Consider the following 18,877-nt stretch of genomic DNA (forward strand, 5'->3'; position numbering starts at 1 on the left):
TGTCGTTCCGGGCGGCCGTCAGTGCGCGACCGGGCAGGTGCCGTAGTCGACGGGCAGCGCCTTGATGCTGTTGAGCCATGCCGACCGCATACGAGTGGGTGGTCCGAGGATCGTGATGTCGGGCAGGTGATCGGCGATCGCGGCGAACATCAGTTCCACTTCGAGTCGCGCGAGATTGGCGCCGAGGCAGTAGTGCGCCCCGGTACCCCCGAAGGCCAGATGGGGGTTGGGGGACCGCGTGATGTCGAAGCGGCGGGGCTCGTCGAAGACGGTCTCGTCGTAGTTCGCGGACGCGTACAGCATCACCACGCGATCGCCCTTCCGCACCGTCCGGCCGCCGAGTTCGGTGTCGCAGGTCGCGGTCCGTTGGAACGACAGGACCGGGCTCGCCCAGCGGATGATCTCGTCGACCGCGGTCGACGGGCGTTCGCGCTTGTACAGCTCCCACTGCTCGGGGTTGTCGAGGAACGCCATCAGCCCGTGCGTGATCGAGTTCCGGGTGGTCTCACTGCCGGCCACCACGAGCAGGATGACGAAGTACGCGAACTCCTCCGGGGTGAGCGCGCCGTCGTCGACCTGGGCCTGGACCAACTTCGTGACGATGTCGCCGGCCGGATTCTCGCGGCGTTCGGTGGCCAGTGCGTATGCGTACCCCGCGATTTCGCCGACCGCGACCAGCGGATCGCCGTGCGCGTCGGGGTCGTCTCGGCCGGTCATTTGGTTGGACCAGTCGAAGAGCTTGCGGCGGTCCTCCTGTGGCACACCGAGGAGATCGGCAATCGCCTGCAGGGGCAGCTCGCACGCGGCCTCCTCGACGAAGTTGCCGCGTCCCAGGCCGGCTGCGGTTCGTGCGATGTCCTGCGCCCGCGCGGCCAGCGCCGAGCGCAGTCCGCTGACGGCCCGTGGGGTGAAACCCCTGGTGACGATGCGACGAAGTGCCGAGTGCTCGGGCTCGTCCTTGTTGAGCATGGTGGCCCGCTGGGCTTCGATCTGTTCGCGGGGCGCGTCGTCCGCGTTTCGCACCATGACGGTGTTCTCCCACGACGAGAACACGTCGTTGCGCCGGGAAACGTCCTGGACGAGTTCGTGTGTCGACACCACCCAGAATCCTTCGTCGTCGTAGCCCGCGGCCCCACGACGCTGCGGGTTCCACCAGATGGGGTCGGTGCGGCGCAGTTCCGCGAAGAGGTCGTGGGGGATTCCGTTCTCGAACGTCGAAGCGTCGGTGACGTCGATTCCTTCGGGTACAGCCATGGAAATTCCCTCCGCGCATAGGGATTCGGGAGTCCTGACATCGGACAGTGTCCAGCTCGACCCGGGTCGTCCGAGGGCACCGGGCCGTGGAGAAGGAAACAGTTAACGAGGGCCGTTAACAGTGATGCGGAACACATTAATCATGTTTGTTAGGCTGTCAAGCCATGGCTCCGAATCTTCCCGCGAGGGAGCGATTGCTGCGGGCGGGTGAGTATCTGTTCGCGCGTGAAGGAATTGCGCGAGTACGCATCCGCGATCTCAACGCGATGGCCGAGGTGCGGAACGACTCGGCGGTGCACTACTACTTCGGATCCCGCGAAGGATTGCTCGAGGCCATCGTGCTGCGGCACATGGTCGATGTCAGCGGGCGTATGGACGAGCTCGTCGAACGGTTGTGTGTCGGCCGCGAACCTTCGCCGGAGGCGCTGCGCGATGCCATCGCCGCAATGACGATTCCGCTCGCGGAGAAGCTTCTCGACGAACGAGGGCGTGACTTCGTGCAGATCATGGCCGAGGTGTACGAGCGGCGTGGCGGTCTCGCCGACGCCCAGTATTCCCCGGCGAGTGCGATCGCGAAGGATGTGGTCCGCCGGTCCATGACGGGCATGAGCGAAGCGCTCCGCGAGGAGCGGATCCGGCTGACGACCAATTTCATCGTCTCGGCGCTGGCGTCGCGGGCACGGGCGTTCGACGGCGGGAGCGAGCTCCCGCTCGATCACGACACCTTCGTCATCAATCTCATCGAGATGGGCACGCTGGGCAGCCTCGCGGAGCTTCCGGACCGCGCCCTGAGCTCCTTCTAGAGTCGGCCGTTCGACGCCGCGGGCGCCTCAGGACACCCAGGTGGCCACGGACGCGATGTCGGCGCGGGTGGTGCGGAAGCCGTTCGCTGGGTGGGATTCGTCGGCGTAGCCGAACGAGATGGCGCACACGACCTTCCGGTCCTCGGGCAGGTCGAGGAAGCTGCGGAGGTAGGGCGCGCTTCCGGCCAGCGCGGCCTGCGGAATGCTTGCCACACCGAGGCTCTGGGCGGCGAGCAGGAAGGTGTTCACGTACAGGCCGCAGTCGACTGCACCGTAGACGCCGAGCGCGGCGTCCGTGGTGACGATCGCGACGTGCGGTGCGCCGAACAGGTCGAAGTTCTTCATGGTCTGCTGCGCCGACGCCTGCCGGTCTCCGGGCGCGATGCCGACGCTCGCGTACAACTGCATCGCGCATTCCTTGCGGCGCTGCTGGTACGCGCCGCGGTACTCGGCGGGGAACGGGAAGTCCGATTCCTGGGGGTTGGATCGCACATACTCGCCCAGCCCCTTCCGGAACCGTTCGGTGCCCTCACCCTCGGTGATCGCGACCTGCCAGGGCTGGGTGTTGCACCACGACGGAGTGCGCTGCGCCAGCTCGAGGATCTGCTCGATCGTCGCCCGCGGAACGGGGTCCGGACGGAACGCGCGGCAACTGCTGCGGGTCGCGAGCAGGGTCTGAAGATCGGCGCTCGAGCTGGGCGATGCGGTCACGGGGGCACTCCTGACGACGGCGGACGGGCGTGAGCGGCGCCCGTCGCGCGGGTGTCGCGCGTCACACGATATGGAATTGATTTTAGTTTCGCCAGAGGTGGCCCCGCCCGGCCGGGTGTCGTCAGGCCGTCAGAACGCCGTCGATCTGGTTGATCGCCGACGTCGCACCCTCGACGACGCCCATGTCCAACACCTTCTGCAGGCCCTCTGCGGACTCGAATGTGCTCGTGTACGTCGCCCGCGTGCCCCGGTCGTGTGCAGTGAACGTGTAGACGTTCTGCGACACGGGCAGTTCGGGATTCGGATTGAAGTCCTCGTTGGCGAAGCCGTCGGCGAACGAGAAACTGTGCGGTTCGTCCACCGCCGCGATCTCCCAGTAGCCCGCGTACTTCTCACCTTCCGGACCGGTCATGAAGTACGTGACCCGTCCGCCCGGTACGAGTTCGTGGTCCACCACCGTCGCGGGGCAGGCCGGCGGCCCCCACACCTTCTCCAGTTGGCGCGGGTCGGCATAGATCTGCCAGATCCGTTCCACCGGAGCCGCGAACTGTGCGGTGATCGTCAGGGTGCGGTTCGCGAGATCGTGCGTGACATCGGTGACAGGCATTGCTCAGTCCTCCTTGGTCGAGTCGAGTGCGATGAGCTCGTCGATACGTGCGATGCGCCCGCGCCAGACGTCCTCCAGCTCGGTGAGCATGGAGGCCACCGAGCGCACCGCGGCCACGTCGCCACTGGCCAACTGCTCGCGCCCGCGACGCCGTTTGGTGAGCAGGCCGGCGTTCTGCAGCACGGAAACGTGCTTCTGCACGGCGGCGAAGCTCATGTCGTACTTCTCGGCGAGCGCGGAAACCGAGTGCTCTCCGGCCAGGACACGGCGCAGGATGTCGCGCCGGGTGCGGTCGGCGAGCGCGTGGAACAGGGCGTCCGCCCGGTCCTCGTCATCTCCGCTCACACCGGCAAACATACAACCGATCGGTTGTATGTCAAGGGTTCGGTGCGTGGGAGGGGCTTCCGACCGGGTGCCCGCTAGGTGTGATCGTGGTCTCGTTCACGGGGGCGCTGCTGCATGTCCGGGCGGCCCGCGCTACTGTGGTCGACGTGTCAGCGACCTATTTCTGGTTTAGCAGGCCGGCCCCGGGTGGGTCGGTCGGCGTAACCACGCGCTGACAATCTTCCACCCCAGAGCCGGATGACAGACCGGCTCACTGGATTCTTCAGTCTTCGAGGGTCGGCCTGAGAACAGGAAACCGAACCCCATGACTGCTATCGCAAACGACCAGCGTCTCGACGAACAGCGCACCGTCAGTGTCAGCCCGCTGGTGGCGCCGTCCGTCGTGCGCGCCGAGCACACTCCCGACGAGGTGGCCGCGGCCACCGTGCGTTCGGGGCGTGCCGACACCGTCAACATCCTCAACGGCGACGACGACCGTCTGGTCGTCGTGGTCGGACCGTGCTCGGTGCACGATCCCGAGGCGGCAATGGACTACGCACGCCGTCTGGCCGCGAAGGCCGAGGAGTTGCGCGACGACCTGCAGATCGTCATGCGCGTCTACTTCGAGAAGCCGCGCACCACGCTGGGCTGGAAGGGCCTGCTCAACGACCCGCACCTCGACGGCACCTTCGACATCAACACCGGCCTGCGGATGGGGCGCAAGCTGCTGCTGGACATCTCCCGGCTCGGTCTGCCGGTCGGCTGCGAATTCCTCGACCCGATCATCCCGCAGTACATCGCCGACCTGGTCACCTACGGCGCGATCGGTGCCCGCACCGCCGCCAGCCAGGTGCACCGCCAGCTGTGCAGCGCGCTGTCGATGCCGGTGGGTATCAAGAACTCCACCGAGGGCGACGTCCAGGTTGCGGTCGACGGCACCCGCGCCGCGGCCGCGAGCCACGTCTTCCCGGGCACCGATCTCGAGGGGCAGGCCGCGCTGATCCACACCGTCGGGAACCCGGACTGCCACGTGATCCTGCGTGGCGGCACCGACGGGCCGAACTACGACGCCGAGACCGTCGCGGACACCCTTGCGCGCCTTGCGAAGTCGGGTCTTCCGGAGCGGGTCGTGATCGACGCGAGTCACGGCAACAGCCGCAAGGACCACAACAAGCAGGTCGACGTCGCCGCCGACGTCGCCGAGCGGATCGAGGCCGGTGAGAAGGGGATCGTGGGCATCATGCTCGAGAGCTTCATCGAGGCGGGCCGCCAGGACCTGACGCTGGGCAGGTCCGACGAACTGACCTACGGCCAGTCGATCACCGACGCCTGCATCGACTGGGACGCCACGGCCTCGACGCTCGACCGTCTCGCCGCCGCGGTCGCCACTCGCCGCGGCTGAGGCCGGTCGTCGGCCGCACGGGGGCGTGTTCTCCATCGGTGAGGGCACGCCCCGTCGGCAGCTGATCGGCGAAGCGTCTTCCGCACAGACTTGTCGGTGGTCCGCAGTAGCGTCGCGACATGGGATACGAAATTCAGATCACCGTAGACGCGAAGGATCCTCACCTGCAGGCGAAGTGGTGGGCGCAGACCTTGGGCTGGGAGGTGGAGCCCAGCGACGAGCAGTTCATCCGGGGACTCGTCGAGGCGGGACATGCGCAGGAGTCGGACACCACGGTGTTCGAGGGGGTCCTCGTCTGGAAGGAGGGGGCGGCCATCCGGGACCCCGAGCACCCGCAGCGGCCCAGGGTGCTGTTCCAATTGGTGCCCGAGGGCAAAGCGGTCAAGAACCGGATGCATTTCGACGTGCGAGTGGGGGACCGCCGCGAGGAGGTGGCCGCCGAACTGGTCGCCGCCGGCGCCACGATCCTGCATCGCGGCCGGCAGGGCCCGAGCATCTGGATCACGATGACCGACCCCGAGGGCAACGAGTTCTGCGTGGGCTGAGCGGTCACTCCGCCAGTTCGACTGCCCCGAGTCCGGGATCGGACGCACGCCGCGGCGCGAAGGAGAGTCCCACGCGCAGTGCACCGGCGGCCTCGCGGAGTGCATCCACCCCGGCTCGCCCGTAGCCGGTGAGGTTCACGAACGCGTGTACCAGGTCGTCGTGGACGCGCAACGTGGTCGGGACGCCCGCGGCACGCAAGCGCTCGGCGTATTCGATGCCCTCGTCGCGCAGTACGTCGAATCCTGAGATCGCGACGTACGCCGCGGGCAGTCCGGTGAGGTCCGCAGTGAGGATCGGCGATGCCTGCGGGTCGCTGCGATCTTCCGTCTTCGGCACGTAATGGTTCGTGTACCAATCCATCTGGGCCTCCGTGAGGAAGAAGCCGTCGCTGAACAGTTGGTACGAGCGGCGTTTCGCGGTCATGTCGAGCCACGGGAAGAACAGCATCTGGAACGCGGGACGCCGGTCGTCGTTCCGGGTGACCTGCGAGACGACCGCGGCGAGGTTGCCGCCGGCACTGTCGCCGGCGACAGCCACCCGGTCGGGATCGATGCCGAGCGTCGATGCGTTCTCGACCGCGTAACGGAAGGCGGACACGGCGTCGTCCACCGCCGCGGGGAAGGCGTGCTCAGGTGCCAGGCGATAGTCCACGGCCAGCACGGCCACCTCGGCGTTCCGGGCGAGGAACCGGCACAGCGAGTCGTGGCTGTCGAGGCTGCCGAGGACGAAACCGCCGCCGTGGAAGTAGACCAGCAGCGGCGCGGAGGTCGGCAGACCAGCGGGGCGGAACATCCGTGCCGGGACGGGGCCCGCCGGTCCGGGGATCGCCAGCGACTCGACCGATGCCATCGGAATCGGCCGACCGCTGACCAGGCGTGCCTCCATGTCGATCTGCGCGCGCGACTTCTCGATCGGGAGCTCTTCGAAGTCGGAGTCCGGAAGCAGCGCCAGCATGCGCAGCATCAACTGGATCTCGGGATTCAGCTCCTGCCCGTCGAGGCGGACCGGTCGGCCGCCGAGGGCGCGTTGCAGCGGCGTGGGGAGTGCTCCGGCGACCGTGGCCACGGTCCGGACCGCCGATTCGAGCATCGATTCGAGCGTCGTTCTCATCGGTCTTTCGTCCTCTCGCCGCGGGCCGCACGTCGTGCTGCCGAATCGTCCCCGAAGTCTGTCAACCGACCGGCTTGGAAACAAGGGTGAAATCGGACATCGCTCGGCTCCGCGAATTCACTGCGCTCAACCCTGGCCACCGGACCAACTGCCCACTACGCTGCCGGGAACACTGGGTGCGAGGGTTCGGGAAAGGTTGCGATGCCTTACGTTTCGGCGGAACAACGGCGCAGGGACTTGATCGACGCGGCCATTCGCGTCAGCTCCGAGGTGGGGCTCGCCGCCGCGAGTACCCGCGCGATCTGCACCGAGGCCGGGGTGCAGCAGAGCGTGTTCCACTACTGCTTCAGTTCCAAGGAAGAGCTGTTGCGCGAACTCACTCGCGAGGTCGTCGCGACGATGCTCGAGAACGCGGTCGCCAGCCTGACGCCCGGTGCCGATGCCGAGCAGTCGATCTTCAAGGGGCTCATGACCCTGTGGGAAACCGTTCGTGTCCAACCCCGGAAGCAATTGGTGTTCTACGAGCTGACCGTCGGGGCGCTGCGCGCCCCCGAACGCAGCGACGTGGCCGAGTGGCAGTACCGCGAGTACTTCGCATCGACCGGCCGCTTCCTCGCCCGGCTGGCCGAGACCGCCGGGATCGAATGGACCGTTCCCATCCCCGTGCTCAGCCGCATGGTGACCACGGCCATCGACGGGCTGATCCTCGGCTGGCTCGCCGACGGGCGCACCGACGAGGTGGAGGCGTCGCTCGCGGCCTTCGCGAAGGTGTTCGCCGGCCTCGCCGTCGTCACACCGGTGGTGGCCGCGTAACGAACGACACCGGTGCGGGTCCTCACAGCGGCGCGGCCCGTGGTCCAAGCGTCCGTTAGGGTAGTCGTCGGCAGATCGTCTGCCCCGACGTGAGGAGCAGGTCATGGCCTTGTCGACTGTTTCGCTGGCCAATCCGGCGTGACCGACGACGACACTGTTCCCAGCGGTGCGAAAATAGCAGGCGACAGCAAGCTGTCGATCCTGCTGATCGAGGACGACCCCGGCGATGCCCTCCTGGTCGAGGAGATGGCGATCGACTCGGCCTTCGACTACGACCTGGTCTGGACCAAGTCGCTGGGACAGGCCCAGGAGGTACTCGAAACCGGTAGGCCGGACTGCATCCTGCTGGACCTGCATCTGCCGGATGCGCAGGGACTCGACGCGCTCGCCGCTGTTCAGCGCAGCGCGAACGGTGCGCCCGTAGTGGTGATGACCGGTCTCGCCGAGGACGGAACGGGGCTCGCGGCCGTGGCGGCCGGCGCGCAGGACTACCTGGTCAAGGGTCGGGTCGACGGCGACCTGCTGACGCGCTCGGTCCGGTACGCCGTCGAGCGCAAGCGTGCCGAGAACAATGCGGCTGCCCTGCAAGCGAGTGAACAGCGATCCCGCGAGAACGCCCGGCTCGAGCGCGGCCTGCTGCCGGTTCCCCTGCTGCGCAGCGACCACGTCGAGGTGGTTGCGCGTTACCGGGCGGGACGCGAGCACGGCCTGCTCGGCGGCGACTTCTACGACGTGGTGGAGGCCGGCGACGGGACGGTGCACGTCCTCATCGGCGACATCTGCGGGCACGGTCCGGACGAGGCCGCCCTCGGCGTGAGCCTGCGAATCGCGTGGCGGACGCTGGTGGTCGGTGGTGTTCCCACCGACGCCGCGATGCGGACGCTCGAGGAGATCCTGATCGCGGAGCGGCCCCGGCGCCACATCTTCGCGACGATGACGTGCGTCGTGCTCGCACCGGATCGGTCCACGATGCGCGTCATTCGCGCGGGCCATCCCGGCATGATGCTGCGCACCGGCTCCGGGGTGCACTGGCTCGAGGTTCCCGGTGGGCCCGCATTGGGTCTGCGCCGGGTGCCGGGGCAATGGACGGCCCACGAGCTGCCGATCGAGGATCGGTCCGCGATGGTGCTCTTCACCGACGGCTTGTTCGAGAGCCGCACCGGTACGACGGAGCGGCTCGGCGAGGAGCGTCTGCTCGAGTACGCGCGTACGCGCGTAGATGCGTCGGCGGACGACTTCGTCGACGCGCTGATCGGCCACGCGGAGAGCCTTGCGGCCGACTTCGGCGGCCTGACCGACGACATCGCAGTCGTCCATGTTCGGATGACGAAGGAAGGTGCCCGTCGATGAGTACGCAATTGCGGCGAACCGCCGGTAAGGGCCTCACGGTCCAGGCATGGTTCAACGTGATCCTGGCCGCCCTGGTGGTTCTGATCTGTGGCGGGGCGGTCGCTGCTGCCGTGTCGCTGAACTGGACCCAGACGGCCACCGACAATCTGATCAACCGGCTCGCGCCGGCGGAAGCTGCGGCCTCGCAGCTCGGGGCGTCGTTCCTGAATCAGGAGACGGGGGTTCGCGGGTACGCGCTCAGCGGTGACACGGCAGCCCTCGAGCCGTACACCGCGGGAGAGCAGCTGCAGACCGACGCGATGGCCGAGCTGCGCGGTCTGGTCAGTTCCACATCCGAACTGGTCGCCGATCTCGACGCGATCGAGCAGGACGCTGCGAACTGGCAGACCGTTTTCGTCGAGCCCATCCTCGCCACCACACCGACCACGGGTGGCCGCCCTCTCGACCCGGGCGTGTACGAGCGCGGCAAGCTCGCCTTCGACCAGCTGCGCGCCGGTCTCGGCGAGTTGGACCAGCACTTGGCCGAGGCCGGCGCCGACGCCCGGGCGACCCTCGCGCACGCGCGGGAGATCCGGGCCGCGGTGTTCGTGTCGCTGTTCGTGATTCTGTTGGCCGCGTCGGCGGCGTTCGCGGTGCTGATCCGCAAGGCGATCACCAGCCCGCTGCGGCGACTGTCGGAGTCGTCGCGTCGCGTGGCACTGGGCAACTTCGGGCAGCAGGTCGACGCGGGTAGCGGTCCGGCGGACATCCGGGCGCTCGCCGAGGACATCGAGGGGATGCGGCAGCGGATCGTCGCCGAACTCGAGCTCGTGCGAGACCGTCAGGCCCGGCTCGAGGTGCAGACCGCCAAGCTGGACGCGCAGACGGTGGAGTTGCGGCGCTCCAACGCCGAACTCGAGCAGTTCGCCTACGTCACATCGCACGACCTGCAGGAACCGCTCCGGAAGGTGGCCTCGTTCTGCCAGCTCCTCGAGAAGCGCTACGGGGACGTCGTCGACGAGCGGGGCCGCCAGTACATCGACTTCGCGGTGGACGGTGCCAAGCGCATGCAGGTGCTGATCAACGACCTGCTCACCTTCTCCCGCGTCGGTCGGGTCAACGACGGCTTCGGACCGGTGTCCCTCGACCACGCGCTCGACAAGGCGTTGGCGAACCTCTCCGCGGCCGTCGACGAGTCGGGTGCGACGATCGAGCGACCGCAGCGGCTGCCCGAGATCGACGGCGATGCAACGCTGCTGACGATGTTGTGGCAGAACCTGATCGGTAACGCGATCAAGTTCACCCGGCCCGAGAGCACACCCGAGGTATCCATCAGCGTGCAGCGCCGTCCCGACGACATGTGGCTGGTGAGCGTGCAGGACCGCGGGATCGGGATCGCGGAGGAGTTCGAGGAGAAGATCTTCGTCATCTTCCAGCGCCTGCACGGCCGCGACGAGTACACCGGTACAGGTATCGGACTCGCGTTGTGCAAGAAGATCGTCGAGTACCACGGCGGTCAGATCTGGCTCGACACAACCTCTTCCGACGGGGCGCGGTTCAACTTCACCCTGCCCGTCATCAGCGAAGCAGACAACGGCGCCGATGTCGGCGTCCACACCGGACAAGGAGCCCTCACATGAGTTCTGCAGGCAAGGCGATCGACGTCCTTCTCGTCGAGGACGATCCCGGCGACGAACTGATGACGCGGGAAGCGTTCGAGTTCAACAAGGTCGGCAACAACCTGCACGTCGTCCGGGACGGCGAACAGGCGCTGGACTTCCTCTACAAGCGCGGGGAGTACCCGGACGCTGTTCGGCCGGACCTGATCCTGCTCGACCTCAACCTGCCCAAGTACGACGGACGCCAGGTGCTCGAGAAGATCAAATCGGACCAGGACCTGGCCGACATCCCGGTGGTGATCCTGACGACGTCGGGCGCCGAGGAGGACATAGTGCGCAGCTACAAGCTGCACGCGAACGCGTACGTCACCAAGCCGGTGGATCTCGACCAGTTCATCGCTGCCGTCCGGCAGATCGACGACTTCTGGGTGCAGGTGGTCCGTCTCCCCGGCCGGCACTGAATCCGCCGTTCGGCGACATCCGGAGCCGCGCCGTCACGCGGCGACGCGAGGGCTCCACTGCAACCGGACGCGCGTCCCGTCGTGGCCACGGTGCACCTCCGCGTGGTCGCTGCACGCCTTCATCAGCTGCAGGCCGCGCCCCCGCTTGGCGTGCGGCTGCGTCCCGGTGTCCTTCCACGTTCCGTGGTCGGTGATCGTGACGGTGACGACCCCGTCGTGCCCGCGAGTGGCATGCAGATCGAATGTTCCTGCGCCGCCGGGCGGATAGGCGTGCTCGACGCTGTTCGCCATCGCCTCGTAGCCGGCCAGGACCGCGTCCTGGGCCTGGACTGCGGGCAGGCCCAGGCCGTGCATGTACGACGTCAGGCTGGCGCGGGCCGGCGCCAGCTCGGTCGGGATCGCACGAATGCCCGTCAATGACAGGGCGTCGTCGGTCGGGCGCTGCCGCAGCTGCCGTGACATGGCTTCTCTCCCCGGCTCGGTACGGTGACACGGTTCCCCGATCTGGTACCCCGAGTACGGGGGTCCTATACCTGGGACTTCCGACCGGGATCTCGCTCCGACCGTCCGGTGCCGGACAGCGCCCCACGGTTCTGGAATGATCCCGGAGTGCTCCCGAGGAGGATTCGAGCGTTGGTCGTAACCCTGTGGCGTCGCTGCCGTGTGCTCGCTGGGCGGGTCTCCTCGGCGTTCGGGCGGTCCAGCCTCGCGCTGACGGGCCGCCGGGAGCGGTTCGATCCGGCGCACCCGTGGTTCCTCAGCGCCGACGAGCGAGGAAACGGCGACACCCGGATCCCGGCGTGGACGGACGGCAACGAGGTCACGCCCCTGATCCACGGCAGCGCGTACTTCGAGGCCCTGGCCGAGGCTCTGGCCCGCGCCGGATCGAACGACCTCGTGCTGTTCACGGATTGGCGCGGTGATGCCGATCAACAGCTCGTCGACGGCACTACCGTGGCCGACGCCTTCGCCGGCGCCGCCCGTCGCGGCGCGACGGTCAAGGGCATGATGTGGCGCTCTCACATCGAGACACTCGGGTTCCCGGGGCGCCGCAACCGCAAGCTCGCGGAGACGCTCGAGGCCGCCGGCGGTGAGGTGATCCTCGACCAGCGGGTACCCGCACTCGGCAGTCACCATCAGAAGTTCGTCGTGGTCCGGTATGCCGACCCGCACATCCCCGACGTCGCGTTCGTCGGGGGAATCGATCTCGCCCGCGCCCGCCGCGACGACGCCGATCACTTCGGTGACCCGCTCAGCCGGCCGTTCCCGCCCGAGTACGGCGAGACCCCGGCGTGGCACGACGCCCAGTTGCAGATTCGCGGGCCGGCGGTCCGTGACGTCGAGGACGTGTTCCGGGAGCGGTGGGAGGATCCCGCTGCGCTGTCCCGGCTTCCGTGGCACGCGTTGCCGGACATCCTGCGGGGCCTGACTCGATCGCCGTCCGAATTGCCGACGCCCGCAGCGCCTCCCGAGCCGTGCGGGTCGTGTTCGGTGCAGTTGCTGCGCACCTACCCGCGGCGCAGACCGGCCTACCCCTTTGCCCGAGAGGGCGAACGCAGCGCGGCCAAGGCATACGCGAAGGTTCTGCACCGCGCCCGGACCCTGGTGTACGTCGAGGACCAGTACCTGTGGTCGGTGGACGTCGCGCGGGTGTTCGCCGAGGCGCTGCGCCGCGAGCCGGAGCTGAGGCTGGTGGCGGTCGTTCCGAAGCATCTCGACGACGACAGTCCCATCACGATCCCGTCTGCGCTGCTCGGGCACTCGTCGGCGCTCGAAACCATCCGCGCCGCCGGTGGCGACCGGGTGCTGGTGCTCGACCTCGAGAACGATCGCGGCATTCCCGTGTACGTGCACTCCAAGGTGTGTGTTGTCGACGACACGTGGGCGGCCGTCGGGAGCGACAACTTCAATCGTCGGTCCTGGACCCATGATTCGGAGCTGACTGCCGCCGTCGTGGACGCCGAGCGTGATGTTCGTGCGCCCGTCGACCCGGCCGGTCTGGGCGACGGGGCGCGCCGTTTCGCGCGCGACCTCCGGCTCGAGCTGGCCCGGGAACACCTGGGCCGGCGCGAGGGCGACGACGTCGACCTGATCGACCCGGCGCGCTTCTTCGACGTCGTCAGAGCCAGTGTCGACGCGCTGGACCGCTGGCACGAGGCGCCGTCGGCGGGGACCAGACCTGCGGGACGGCTGCGCCGACACCACATCGACGTGCCGCCACGGTGGCAGCAGCGCGCCGCCGCTCTCGTCTACCGCCTCGTCGTCGACCCCGACGGCCGGCCCCTCCGGATGCGGCTGAAGCGCGCCTACTGAGCGGCGTCACTCGTCCAGGTTGGTGCGAATCCTGGCGAGGATCTTCGACAGCAGGCGGGAGATCTGGACTTGCGAGACGCCGATCTCGCGGGCGATCTCGGTCTGCGTCCTCTCCTCGAAGAAGCGCATCACGACGATGCGCTTCTCCCGCGGCTCGAGTTGATCGATGAGGGGCTGCAGGGCGAGGTGGAGTTCGGTCTGCTCGAGATCCACGTCGTCGGTCGCGAGGGTATCGGCGAGAGTGGCGCTCTCGCCGTCGCGCCCGACCGGGCTGTCGAGCGAATGTGTCTGGTACGCACCGGCCGCGGCGATCGCCTCCATGACCGAGTCCGGATCGGTGCCGAGTTCGGCGGCCAGTTCGTGTGCGGTGGGTGAGCGCCCGAGGCGCTGCGACAGTGCCTCGGTGGCCTTGCCGACGTCGAGTGTCAGATCCTTGAGGCGACGGGGGACCCGGGCCGCCCACGCGTGGTCGCGAAAGTAGCGACGCACCTCGCCCATGATGGTGGGGACGGCGTATGCGGCGAAGCTGCTTCCCTGGGCGGGGTCGAAGCGGTCGACGGCGTTGATCAGGCCGACACACGCCACCTGGTAGAGGTCGTCCATCTCCTCGCCGCGGCTGGAGAAGCGTCGAGCGATGTTGCGGGCCAGTGGAAGTGACTGCGCGACGATCCGGTCGCGCAGCGCGGTGCCACGCTCGTCACCGGGGTCGCAGTTCGCCAGCTCGGCGAACAGTTCGGCCACCCCGTCGAGGTCGTCCGAGGACTGTGACGACGGGGAGTCGGCGTGGGCAACCACCCGTCACACCAGCTTTCGGGTGCAGATCGTCACCGTCGATTCGGTCGCGCCGCCGGAGGCGCCGGGCTGCTGGTCGATCGCGATCGAGTCGGCCAGGGCGCTCAGGATGCGCCACTCGAGGCTGCCCTGTTCGGGGTACCACTCGCCGACCGTGAAGGCGGTCAGCGCGATGGTGAAGGTGTCGTCGACCGTGGTGTACCGACAGCTCACCTCGGTGTCCGGGGCGGCGGACGAGATCAGCAGGGTGCAGATCTGGTCGACGGCCAGCTTGAGATCGGCCGCCTGATCGAGGGTGCAGTTGTTGCGCATCGCCACCAGCTCGGTCAGCATCCGCAGGATGGTGAGCTGGTCGTGCCGGGCGGCGACGGTGACCGTCACGGCGGGGGTGGTGCCGGACGGGCTGAGGGAGACCTCGGAAGTGGCGTCGGCCTGCATCGTGTTCTATCCACCCTGTTCGTCGTAGGGCGTGGCGCTGCTGGGCGCGCCGCGCCACTGGAGAAGTACTCGTGTCCCGGTGTCCCCGCACGCGACCTCGGATCGGTCGGCGCACGCGCGAACCAGTTGCAGCCCGCGGCCCCGACGCGAAGCGGGGTCGGGCCCCGCGCTGTTCCAGACGCCACGATCGGTGATCGTCACCGTCAGGGTCCCGGCCCGGTCACAGGTCGCCGACACGTCGAAGGTGCCGGCGGCCCCGCTGGGGTACGCGTGCTCGACGATGTTCGCCATCGCCTCGTAGCAGGCCAACAGCACGTCCTGCGCCCGGTCGTCGGGGAACCCCGCCCGCCTCAGGAACTCGGCGAGCGCCCGGCGAGCCGGTGCGAGGACCGTGGGCTCGGCCCGCAGTTCGATCAGCGAGAAGCCGCCGTCGCCACGCGTGGCGTCGACGCCCGATTGCTGCGCCACCGACGCCGAGGTAACCGTTCTGTCAGCCACGAGGATCACACCGTCGACAGAGCCGCTTCGACGGACGGGTGCACCTCGAGCACCTCGGTCAGTCCGGTCAGCTCGAGGGGGCGGACAGTGGCGGGGCCGTGGGCGGCCACGATGAACCGATTGCCGGCGGGGATGTCGTCGCTGCAGCGGACCAGCACGGCGAGGCCGGCCGACGCGAGGAACGCGACCTCGGAGAGGTCGGCGATCAGTACGCCGTCCTTCAGCCGGGACGCGGCACGGTCGAGTGCTTCCTCGAACATCTGCGCGGTGAGGACGTCGATCTCGCCGCGGGCGCGTAGGACGACCACGCCCTCGATCACGTCGACGTCGAGGGACAGGGCGGAATCGGCGGCAGATCCGGACATTTCCATGGGCGCAAATATACGTTCGGTGCTCACCCGGCCGGCCCTACGCCCGCGCCGCCGACAGAACGGACACCGGTGTCGGGTAGGCCGTGGCTGCCAGGTCGGCACGCGCGCCGAAGTACGGCACGCCGCACCACGAGTAGACGCTCTTGACGCAGGCGACGCGAACGGCGGTCCTCGAGAACAACGACATGAGGGCAACTCCCGGTGAGAGATTTACGAACGATCTCCCCGTCTGTACCCACCTCTCAGGTGCCCTATACCCCCGATCTCGAAAAGGCCGGCGGAGCGGTGCGGACGCCCGTTTCGGGCGGTTCCGGTGACGTGTGTGACATCGGAGGTATAGCCGCCGTTCTCCCGGGGTAACAGCGTGGAGTGCGTTGCCGGAGGGCGGCGCGGAGAACTCGGAGAACTCGTCGGGAAAGGACCTCGGCATGGGATGGCTGGACACGCCTGATCTTTGCTACACCGATGCCGTCACGGTGCTGGCGGCGGCGACTCATCGTCCCGTCCGGGTGGTTCTGCACCGCGGCCGCCGCGTGGTCCGGGTCGACTTCGAGTTCGGACGGTTCCTCCTCGCGCAGAACCACGACACCGGTACCACCACCGATCCCGACGCGTGCGGGGACTGGACGGTCACCGTCTACGACGAGCAGGAACCGTCGGCGGGCGTGCTGGCCGAGGCCACCGACGAATGGCTGGCGGACGCGTTCGATCGCGTCTACGACGTCGCCCGCGCGGTGCCCGGCCGGCAGCTCGCGGCGAGCGCCGCCGATGCGGCCACGGTGGCCGCCCCCTCCGTGACCGTCCCCTCGGCCGGCGCCGTCGCTCTCTGCTGACCTTTCGCGATGAGTTTTCGTCCCGAAACCGGTCTGTACCGATGGCACGGGAATTGCCCGGCCGCGGGGAGACGAGGAGACCATCGGGATGCAGGGCAGTGCGATTTCCATCGACGAACGGACGACGCCGTGCCGCACCGGCGATCCTGATCTGTGGTTCTCGCCGGCCCCCGACGATCTCGAGCAGGCCAAACGGCAGTGCGGGGGATGCCCGATCCGGTCCCGGTGCCTCGCCGGTGCGCTCGAGCGGGCCGAGCCGTGGGGAGTTTGGGGCGGTGAGATCCTGCACCGCGGCGTCGTCGTCGCCCGCAAGCGCTCACGCGGCCGGCCCCGCGCCCACGTGGCGGCGGGAGGGTGTGCCGGCGGAACGCTCAGCGGTAGGCCCCGGGCGTCGCGCCCGTCCACCGTTTGAATGCGCGCCGGAACGCGCTCGCCTCGGAGAAGCCGAGCCGGGCGGACAGCTCGTCCACCGGCTCGCCGCGGCGGAGTGCGGCGACCGCGGCGTCGCGCAGCACCTCCTCGCGCAGCGCGTTGAGCGACGTGCCTTCCTGGCGCAGCAGCCTGCGCAGGTGCGGCACGCTGATCGAGAGCATCTCGGCGATCTCGTCGGCAGTGCACGTGCGTCCGCGCGCCCCCATCTCGAGTACCCGGCGCACCTGAGCGGAGGCGGTGCTGTCGTAGTCGCGTTCGGAGAGAAGCAGGTTCGGAGATTCGCGCAGGTACTCGGCGAGCGTGTCCTCGTCCTGGATGATCGGTGCGCGCAGGATCGCGTTGTCGAACTCGAGCGTCGCCACGGCCGCCCCGAACGTGACCGGGACCCCGAAGATTGCGTCGTAGTGCTTGGCGAACCGGGCCTCGGGCTCCGGATAGGGGATGAGCACCGCCCGCAGTCGCACACGGCGACCCACCAGCCAGGCCGCGAAGCGGTGCAGGAGGATCAGTTCGAAATCGGTGACCAGCCGGAACGCTTCGTCGACGAATTCGGGGGAGTACGCGTCGTCGCGGACGTCGACCCGCACCTCGAGTCGCGTGGAGCGTTCACTCCGGACAAGCGTGATCGGTGGCACCGGCAGCGCGCGGGTGACATCGGCCATCCGCTCGAGCGCGCTGCCCAGATCCGGGCGGTGGATCAACGACAGACAGATCAGCCGGAACGTGCCGCGCGGGACCGGAGACGCGCCGATGCCGAACAGTTCGTCGTCGGTGAGCTGCCACGCGGCCTGCGTGAACGCCGTGACCTGCTCCGGGGTGAGCCGCGAGCGGGGATCGTCGAGCGACGCGACGTCGATGCCCGACGCCTCCAGCGTCGACGCCAGGTCCGCACCTGCCGTCTCCGCCAGTCGCAGGGCGCGTTTGAGGAAGTCCGCGGGAACGGTCGCCAGGCTCACCCGGACACCTCTGCCCGGCGGAGCCGGGACGCCGCCTCGGTCAGGACCTCGTCACGCTTGCAGAACGCGAACCGAACCAGGTGACTCCACTGCTCGGGGTGGTCGGTGAACACACTCACGGGCACCGCCGCGACGCCCACCTCGCGGGGTAGTCGGCGGCAGAACTCGATTCCGTCCCGGGTGCCGAACGCGGAGATGTCGGCCAGCAGGAAGTACGTGCCACCGCCCGAACAGACGTCGAACCCGGCGTCCCGCAGGGCCGCCGCGAGCAGATCTCGCTTGCCCTGCAACTCGTTTCGCATCTGCCGCACCCATGCCTGCTCGTGTTCGAGCGCGTGCGCCACGGCGGGCTGGAACGGGCCGCCGGCCACGAACGACATGAACTGCTTCGCCGCGCGAACCGCGTCGATCAGTTCGGCAGGGCCGCAGGCCCATCCGGTCTTCCAGCCGGTGACGTTGAACGTCTTGGCCGCGCTCGACACCGTGACCGTGCGCTCGTACATGCCGGGCAGCGCAGCGAGCGGCGTGTGGGTGAGGCCATCGAACACCAGGTGCTCGTACACCTCGTCGCTGAGCACCAGCAGATCGTGCTCGCACGCCAGCTCGGCAACCGCGAGCAGCTCGGCCTCGGTGAACACCGTGCCGGTGGGGTTGTGAGGGGAGTTGACCACGAGCATCTTGGTGTTCGGGGTGATCGCGGCCCGCAGACCGTCGAGGTCGAGCACGAACCGCCCGCCGTCCCGGGCGAGCGGAACCGACCGCCGGACCGCCCCGGCCAGCGCGACGGCGGCGGCGTACGAGTCGTAGTACGGCTCGATCAGCACCACCTCCTCGCCGGGCTCGACCAGCCCGAGGATCGCGGCGCTGATCGCCTCCGTGGCGCCGACGGTCACCAGGACTTCCGAGTTGGGGTCGAGCGAGATGCCGTAGCGCAGGGCGCGGTCGGTCACGATGGCCTGCCGCAGCACCGGCATACCCGGACCGGGCGGGTACTGGTTGAGGCCGTCGGCGATCGCCTGTCGCGCGACCTCGAGCATCGACGCCGGACCGTCGGTGTCGGGGAAGCCCTGACCCAGGTTGATCGCATCGTGCTCGGTGGCCAGCGCCGTCATCTCGGCGAAGATCGTGGACGCGAACGGCTGCAGTCGCGAGACGGTGCGGGAACGGGGCGCTGCGGGCATTTGTCCAGCGTAGCGGCGTCGCCGTCGACGAACGAACCCGGCCGTGTCACGTTCGCGGGGGCTGTCTCGTCCAAGGGGTGAACG

Annotated in this window: 23 protein-coding genes; 10 read left to right on the forward strand and 13 right to left on the reverse strand. The window is 68.6% G+C overall.

Annotation, left to right across the window (positions count from 1 at the left end; genetic code table 11):
- Window positions 1–18 precede the first annotated feature (18 nt).
- Window positions 19–1,254 carry a cytochrome P450 gene (locus tag C7H75_RS05465; protein WP_106851063.1) on the reverse strand — a complete coding sequence of 412 codons (1,236 nt, stop codon included), beginning with the start codon at window positions 1,252–1,254 and terminating at the stop codon, window positions 19–21.
- Window positions 1,255–1,418: 164 nt separating this feature from the next.
- Between C7H75_RS05465 and C7H75_RS05470 the strand changes: the two genes are divergently transcribed.
- On the forward strand, window positions 1,419–2,057 hold the full coding sequence (locus C7H75_RS05470) for a TetR/AcrR family transcriptional regulator (RefSeq protein ID WP_103143038.1): 639 nt from the start codon (window positions 1,419–1,421) through the stop codon (window positions 2,055–2,057).
- Window positions 2,058–2,084: 27 nt separating this feature from the next.
- Here the strand turns inward: C7H75_RS05470 and C7H75_RS05475 are convergent, their stop codons facing one another.
- The 3 genes from C7H75_RS05475 to C7H75_RS05485 all read right to left on the reverse strand — a co-directional run bounded on the left by C7H75_RS05475 (window position 2,085) and on the right by C7H75_RS05485 (window position 3,732).
- Window positions 2,085–2,768, reverse strand: coding sequence for a nitroreductase (locus tag C7H75_RS05475; RefSeq protein WP_081205200.1), 684 nt, complete (start codon window positions 2,766–2,768; stop codon window positions 2,085–2,087).
- A 121-nt stretch (window positions 2,769–2,889) separates the two neighbouring features.
- Window positions 2,890–3,375, reverse strand: coding sequence for an SRPBCC family protein (locus C7H75_RS05480; RefSeq protein ID WP_106851064.1), 486 nt, complete (start codon window positions 3,373–3,375; stop codon window positions 2,890–2,892).
- Between the two features lie 3 nt (window positions 3,376–3,378).
- Complete coding sequence (locus C7H75_RS05485; RefSeq protein ID WP_005515172.1) at window positions 3,379–3,732, reverse strand: ArsR/SmtB family transcription factor; 354 nt, start codon at window positions 3,730–3,732, stop codon at window positions 3,379–3,381.
- 292 nt (window positions 3,733–4,024) lie between these two features.
- Here C7H75_RS05485 and C7H75_RS05490 point away from each other — a divergent pair, with 292 nt between their 5' ends.
- Together C7H75_RS05490 and C7H75_RS05495 are read left to right on the forward strand one after the other, a co-directional pair.
- Window positions 4,025–5,101 carry a 3-deoxy-7-phosphoheptulonate synthase gene (locus C7H75_RS05490; protein ID WP_106851065.1) on the forward strand — a complete coding sequence of 359 codons (1,077 nt, stop codon included), beginning with the start codon at window positions 4,025–4,027 and terminating at the stop codon, window positions 5,099–5,101.
- A gap of 119 nt (window positions 5,102–5,220) precedes the next feature.
- Entirely contained in the window at window positions 5,221–5,646 is a 426-nt protein-coding gene (locus C7H75_RS05495; RefSeq protein WP_005515167.1) for a VOC family protein, read from the forward strand.
- A 4-nt stretch (window positions 5,647–5,650) separates the two neighbouring features.
- On the opposite strand, the gene C7H75_RS05500 is transcribed toward C7H75_RS05495, so the two are convergent.
- Window positions 5,651–6,757 (reverse strand): alpha/beta hydrolase, encoded by a 1,107-nt coding sequence (locus tag C7H75_RS05500; protein WP_069856232.1) that lies wholly within the window; start codon window positions 6,755–6,757, stop codon window positions 5,651–5,653.
- A gap of 201 nt (window positions 6,758–6,958) precedes the next feature.
- Here C7H75_RS05500 and C7H75_RS05505 point away from each other — a divergent pair, with 201 nt between their 5' ends.
- From C7H75_RS05505 to C7H75_RS05520, 4 genes are all read left to right on the forward strand, one after another.
- Entirely contained in the window at window positions 6,959–7,570 is a 612-nt protein-coding gene (locus C7H75_RS05505; RefSeq protein ID WP_064057915.1) for a TetR/AcrR family transcriptional regulator, read from the forward strand.
- 138 nt (window positions 7,571–7,708) lie between these two features.
- The gene (locus C7H75_RS05510; RefSeq protein WP_106851066.1) at window positions 7,709–8,920 is read left to right on the forward strand and encodes a PP2C family protein-serine/threonine phosphatase; all 1,212 of its coding nucleotides are present in this window, start codon (window positions 7,709–7,711) and stop codon (window positions 8,918–8,920) included.
- Window positions 8,917–10,539: a sensor histidine kinase gene (locus C7H75_RS05515; protein ID WP_106851067.1), complete on the forward strand. Its 1,623-nt coding sequence runs from the start codon at window positions 8,917–8,919 to the stop codon at window positions 10,537–10,539. The genes C7H75_RS05510 and C7H75_RS05515 overlap by 4 nt, the downstream gene beginning before the upstream one ends.
- Window positions 10,536–10,979, forward strand: a complete 444-nt coding sequence (locus C7H75_RS05520) for a response regulator (protein ID WP_005515162.1) — start codon at window positions 10,536–10,538, stop codon at window positions 10,977–10,979. Before C7H75_RS05515 ends, C7H75_RS05520 begins: the two co-directional genes overlap by 4 nt.
- Before the next feature lie 33 nt (window positions 10,980–11,012).
- Here C7H75_RS05520 and C7H75_RS05525 read toward each other — a convergent pair whose 3' ends face one another.
- Window positions 11,013–11,441, reverse strand: a complete 429-nt coding sequence (locus tag C7H75_RS05525; protein WP_005515161.1) for an ATP-binding protein — start codon at window positions 11,439–11,441, stop codon at window positions 11,013–11,015.
- Between the two features lie 171 nt (window positions 11,442–11,612).
- On the opposite strand from C7H75_RS05525, the gene C7H75_RS05530 reads away from it, so the two are divergent.
- Window positions 11,613–13,292, forward strand: a complete 1,680-nt coding sequence (locus C7H75_RS05530) for a phospholipase D-like domain-containing protein (RefSeq protein ID WP_175280021.1) — start codon at window positions 11,613–11,615, stop codon at window positions 13,290–13,292.
- A gap of 6 nt (window positions 13,293–13,298) precedes the next feature.
- Here C7H75_RS05530 and C7H75_RS05535 read toward each other — a convergent pair whose 3' ends face one another.
- From C7H75_RS05535 to C7H75_RS25670, 5 genes are read right to left on the reverse strand one after another with little or no spacing between them, the layout of a single operon-like run.
- A complete protein-coding gene (locus C7H75_RS05535) occupies window positions 13,299–14,087 on the reverse strand; it encodes an RNA polymerase sigma factor SigF (protein ID WP_106851068.1) in 789 nt (262 codons plus the stop codon).
- Window positions 14,088–14,090: 3 nt separating this feature from the next.
- Window positions 14,091–14,522 carry an ATP-binding protein gene (locus C7H75_RS05540; RefSeq protein WP_064078513.1) on the reverse strand — a complete coding sequence of 144 codons (432 nt, stop codon included), beginning with the start codon at window positions 14,520–14,522 and terminating at the stop codon, window positions 14,091–14,093.
- A gap of 6 nt (window positions 14,523–14,528) precedes the next feature.
- Window positions 14,529–15,020 (reverse strand): ATP-binding protein, encoded by a 492-nt coding sequence (locus C7H75_RS05545; RefSeq protein ID WP_005515155.1) that lies wholly within the window; start codon window positions 15,018–15,020, stop codon window positions 14,529–14,531.
- A 5-nt stretch (window positions 15,021–15,025) separates the two neighbouring features.
- On the reverse strand, window positions 15,026–15,391 hold the full coding sequence (locus C7H75_RS05550; RefSeq protein ID WP_106851069.1) for an anti-sigma factor antagonist: 366 nt from the start codon (window positions 15,389–15,391) through the stop codon (window positions 15,026–15,028).
- Between the two features lie 37 nt (window positions 15,392–15,428).
- A complete protein-coding gene (locus C7H75_RS25670) occupies window positions 15,429–15,578 on the reverse strand; it encodes a hypothetical protein (protein WP_005515149.1) in 150 nt (49 codons plus the stop codon).
- Window positions 15,579–15,819: 241 nt separating this feature from the next.
- Here C7H75_RS25670 and C7H75_RS05555 point away from each other — a divergent pair, with 241 nt between their 5' ends.
- Together C7H75_RS05555 and C7H75_RS05560 are read left to right on the forward strand one after the other, a co-directional pair.
- Window positions 15,820–16,224, forward strand: a complete 405-nt coding sequence (locus C7H75_RS05555; protein WP_106851983.1) for a hypothetical protein — start codon at window positions 15,820–15,822, stop codon at window positions 16,222–16,224.
- 88 nt (window positions 16,225–16,312) lie between these two features.
- Window positions 16,313–16,636, forward strand: coding sequence for a WhiB family transcriptional regulator (locus C7H75_RS05560; RefSeq protein WP_022594306.1), 324 nt, complete (start codon window positions 16,313–16,315; stop codon window positions 16,634–16,636).
- On the opposite strand, the gene C7H75_RS05565 is transcribed toward C7H75_RS05560, so the two are convergent.
- Together C7H75_RS05565 and C7H75_RS05570 are read right to left on the reverse strand one after the other, a co-directional pair.
- A complete protein-coding gene (locus tag C7H75_RS05565) occupies window positions 16,596–17,612 on the reverse strand; it encodes an AraC family transcriptional regulator (RefSeq protein WP_005515144.1) in 1,017 nt (338 codons plus the stop codon). The genes C7H75_RS05560 and C7H75_RS05565 overlap by 41 nt on opposite strands.
- Window positions 17,609–18,793, reverse strand: coding sequence for a pyridoxal phosphate-dependent aminotransferase (locus C7H75_RS05570; RefSeq protein WP_005515143.1), 1,185 nt, complete (start codon window positions 18,791–18,793; stop codon window positions 17,609–17,611). Before C7H75_RS05570 ends, C7H75_RS05565 begins: the two co-directional genes overlap by 4 nt.
- Window positions 18,794–18,877 lie beyond the last annotated feature (84 nt).

This window comes from Rhodococcus (subgen. Prescottella) equi (genome assembly GCF_003013675.1).
GTDB lineage: Bacteria > Actinomycetota > Actinomycetes > Mycobacteriales > Mycobacteriaceae > Prescottella > Prescottella equi.

Bases quoted from the DNA above. Each gene is read 5' to 3' on its own strand.
- C7H75_RS05515 (WP_106851067.1), top strand. From the start codon at position 8,917: ATGAGTACGCAATTGCGGCGAACCGCCGGTAAGGGCCTCACGGTCCAG.
- C7H75_RS25670 (WP_005515149.1), bottom strand. From the start codon at position 15,578: ATGTCGTTGTTCTCGAGGACCGCCGTTCGCGTCGCCTGCGTCAAGAGC.
- C7H75_RS05485 (WP_005515172.1), bottom strand. From the start codon at position 3,732: ATGTTTGCCGGTGTGAGCGGAGATGACGAGGACCGGGCGGACGCCCTG.
- C7H75_RS05505 (WP_064057915.1), top strand. From the start codon at position 6,959: ATGCCTTACGTTTCGGCGGAACAACGGCGCAGGGACTTGATCGACGCG.
- C7H75_RS05500 (WP_069856232.1), bottom strand. From the start codon at position 6,757: ATGAGAACGACGCTCGAATCGATGCTCGAATCGGCGGTCCGGACCGTG.
- C7H75_RS05490 (WP_106851065.1), top strand. From the start codon at position 4,025: ATGACTGCTATCGCAAACGACCAGCGTCTCGACGAACAGCGCACCGTC.
- C7H75_RS05520 (WP_005515162.1), top strand. From the start codon at position 10,536: ATGAGTTCTGCAGGCAAGGCGATCGACGTCCTTCTCGTCGAGGACGAT.
- C7H75_RS05570 (WP_005515143.1), bottom strand. From the start codon at position 18,793: ATGCCCGCAGCGCCCCGTTCCCGCACCGTCTCGCGACTGCAGCCGTTC.
- C7H75_RS05525 (WP_005515161.1), bottom strand. From the start codon at position 11,441: ATGTCACGGCAGCTGCGGCAGCGCCCGACCGACGACGCCCTGTCATTG.
- C7H75_RS05465 (WP_106851063.1), bottom strand. From the start codon at position 1,254: ATGGCTGTACCCGAAGGAATCGACGTCACCGACGCTTCGACGTTCGAG.
- C7H75_RS05560 (WP_022594306.1), top strand. From the start codon at position 16,313: ATGCAGGGCAGTGCGATTTCCATCGACGAACGGACGACGCCGTGCCGC.
- C7H75_RS05470 (WP_103143038.1), top strand. From the start codon at position 1,419: ATGGCTCCGAATCTTCCCGCGAGGGAGCGATTGCTGCGGGCGGGTGAG.
- C7H75_RS05555 (WP_106851983.1), top strand. From the start codon at position 15,820: ATGGGATGGCTGGACACGCCTGATCTTTGCTACACCGATGCCGTCACG.
- C7H75_RS05550 (WP_106851069.1), bottom strand. From the start codon at position 15,391: ATGGAAATGTCCGGATCTGCCGCCGATTCCGCCCTGTCCCTCGACGTC.
- C7H75_RS05540 (WP_064078513.1), bottom strand. From the start codon at position 14,522: ATGCAGGCCGACGCCACTTCCGAGGTCTCCCTCAGCCCGTCCGGCACC.
- C7H75_RS05495 (WP_005515167.1), top strand. From the start codon at position 5,221: ATGGGATACGAAATTCAGATCACCGTAGACGCGAAGGATCCTCACCTG.
- C7H75_RS05480 (WP_106851064.1), bottom strand. From the start codon at position 3,375: ATGCCTGTCACCGATGTCACGCACGATCTCGCGAACCGCACCCTGACG.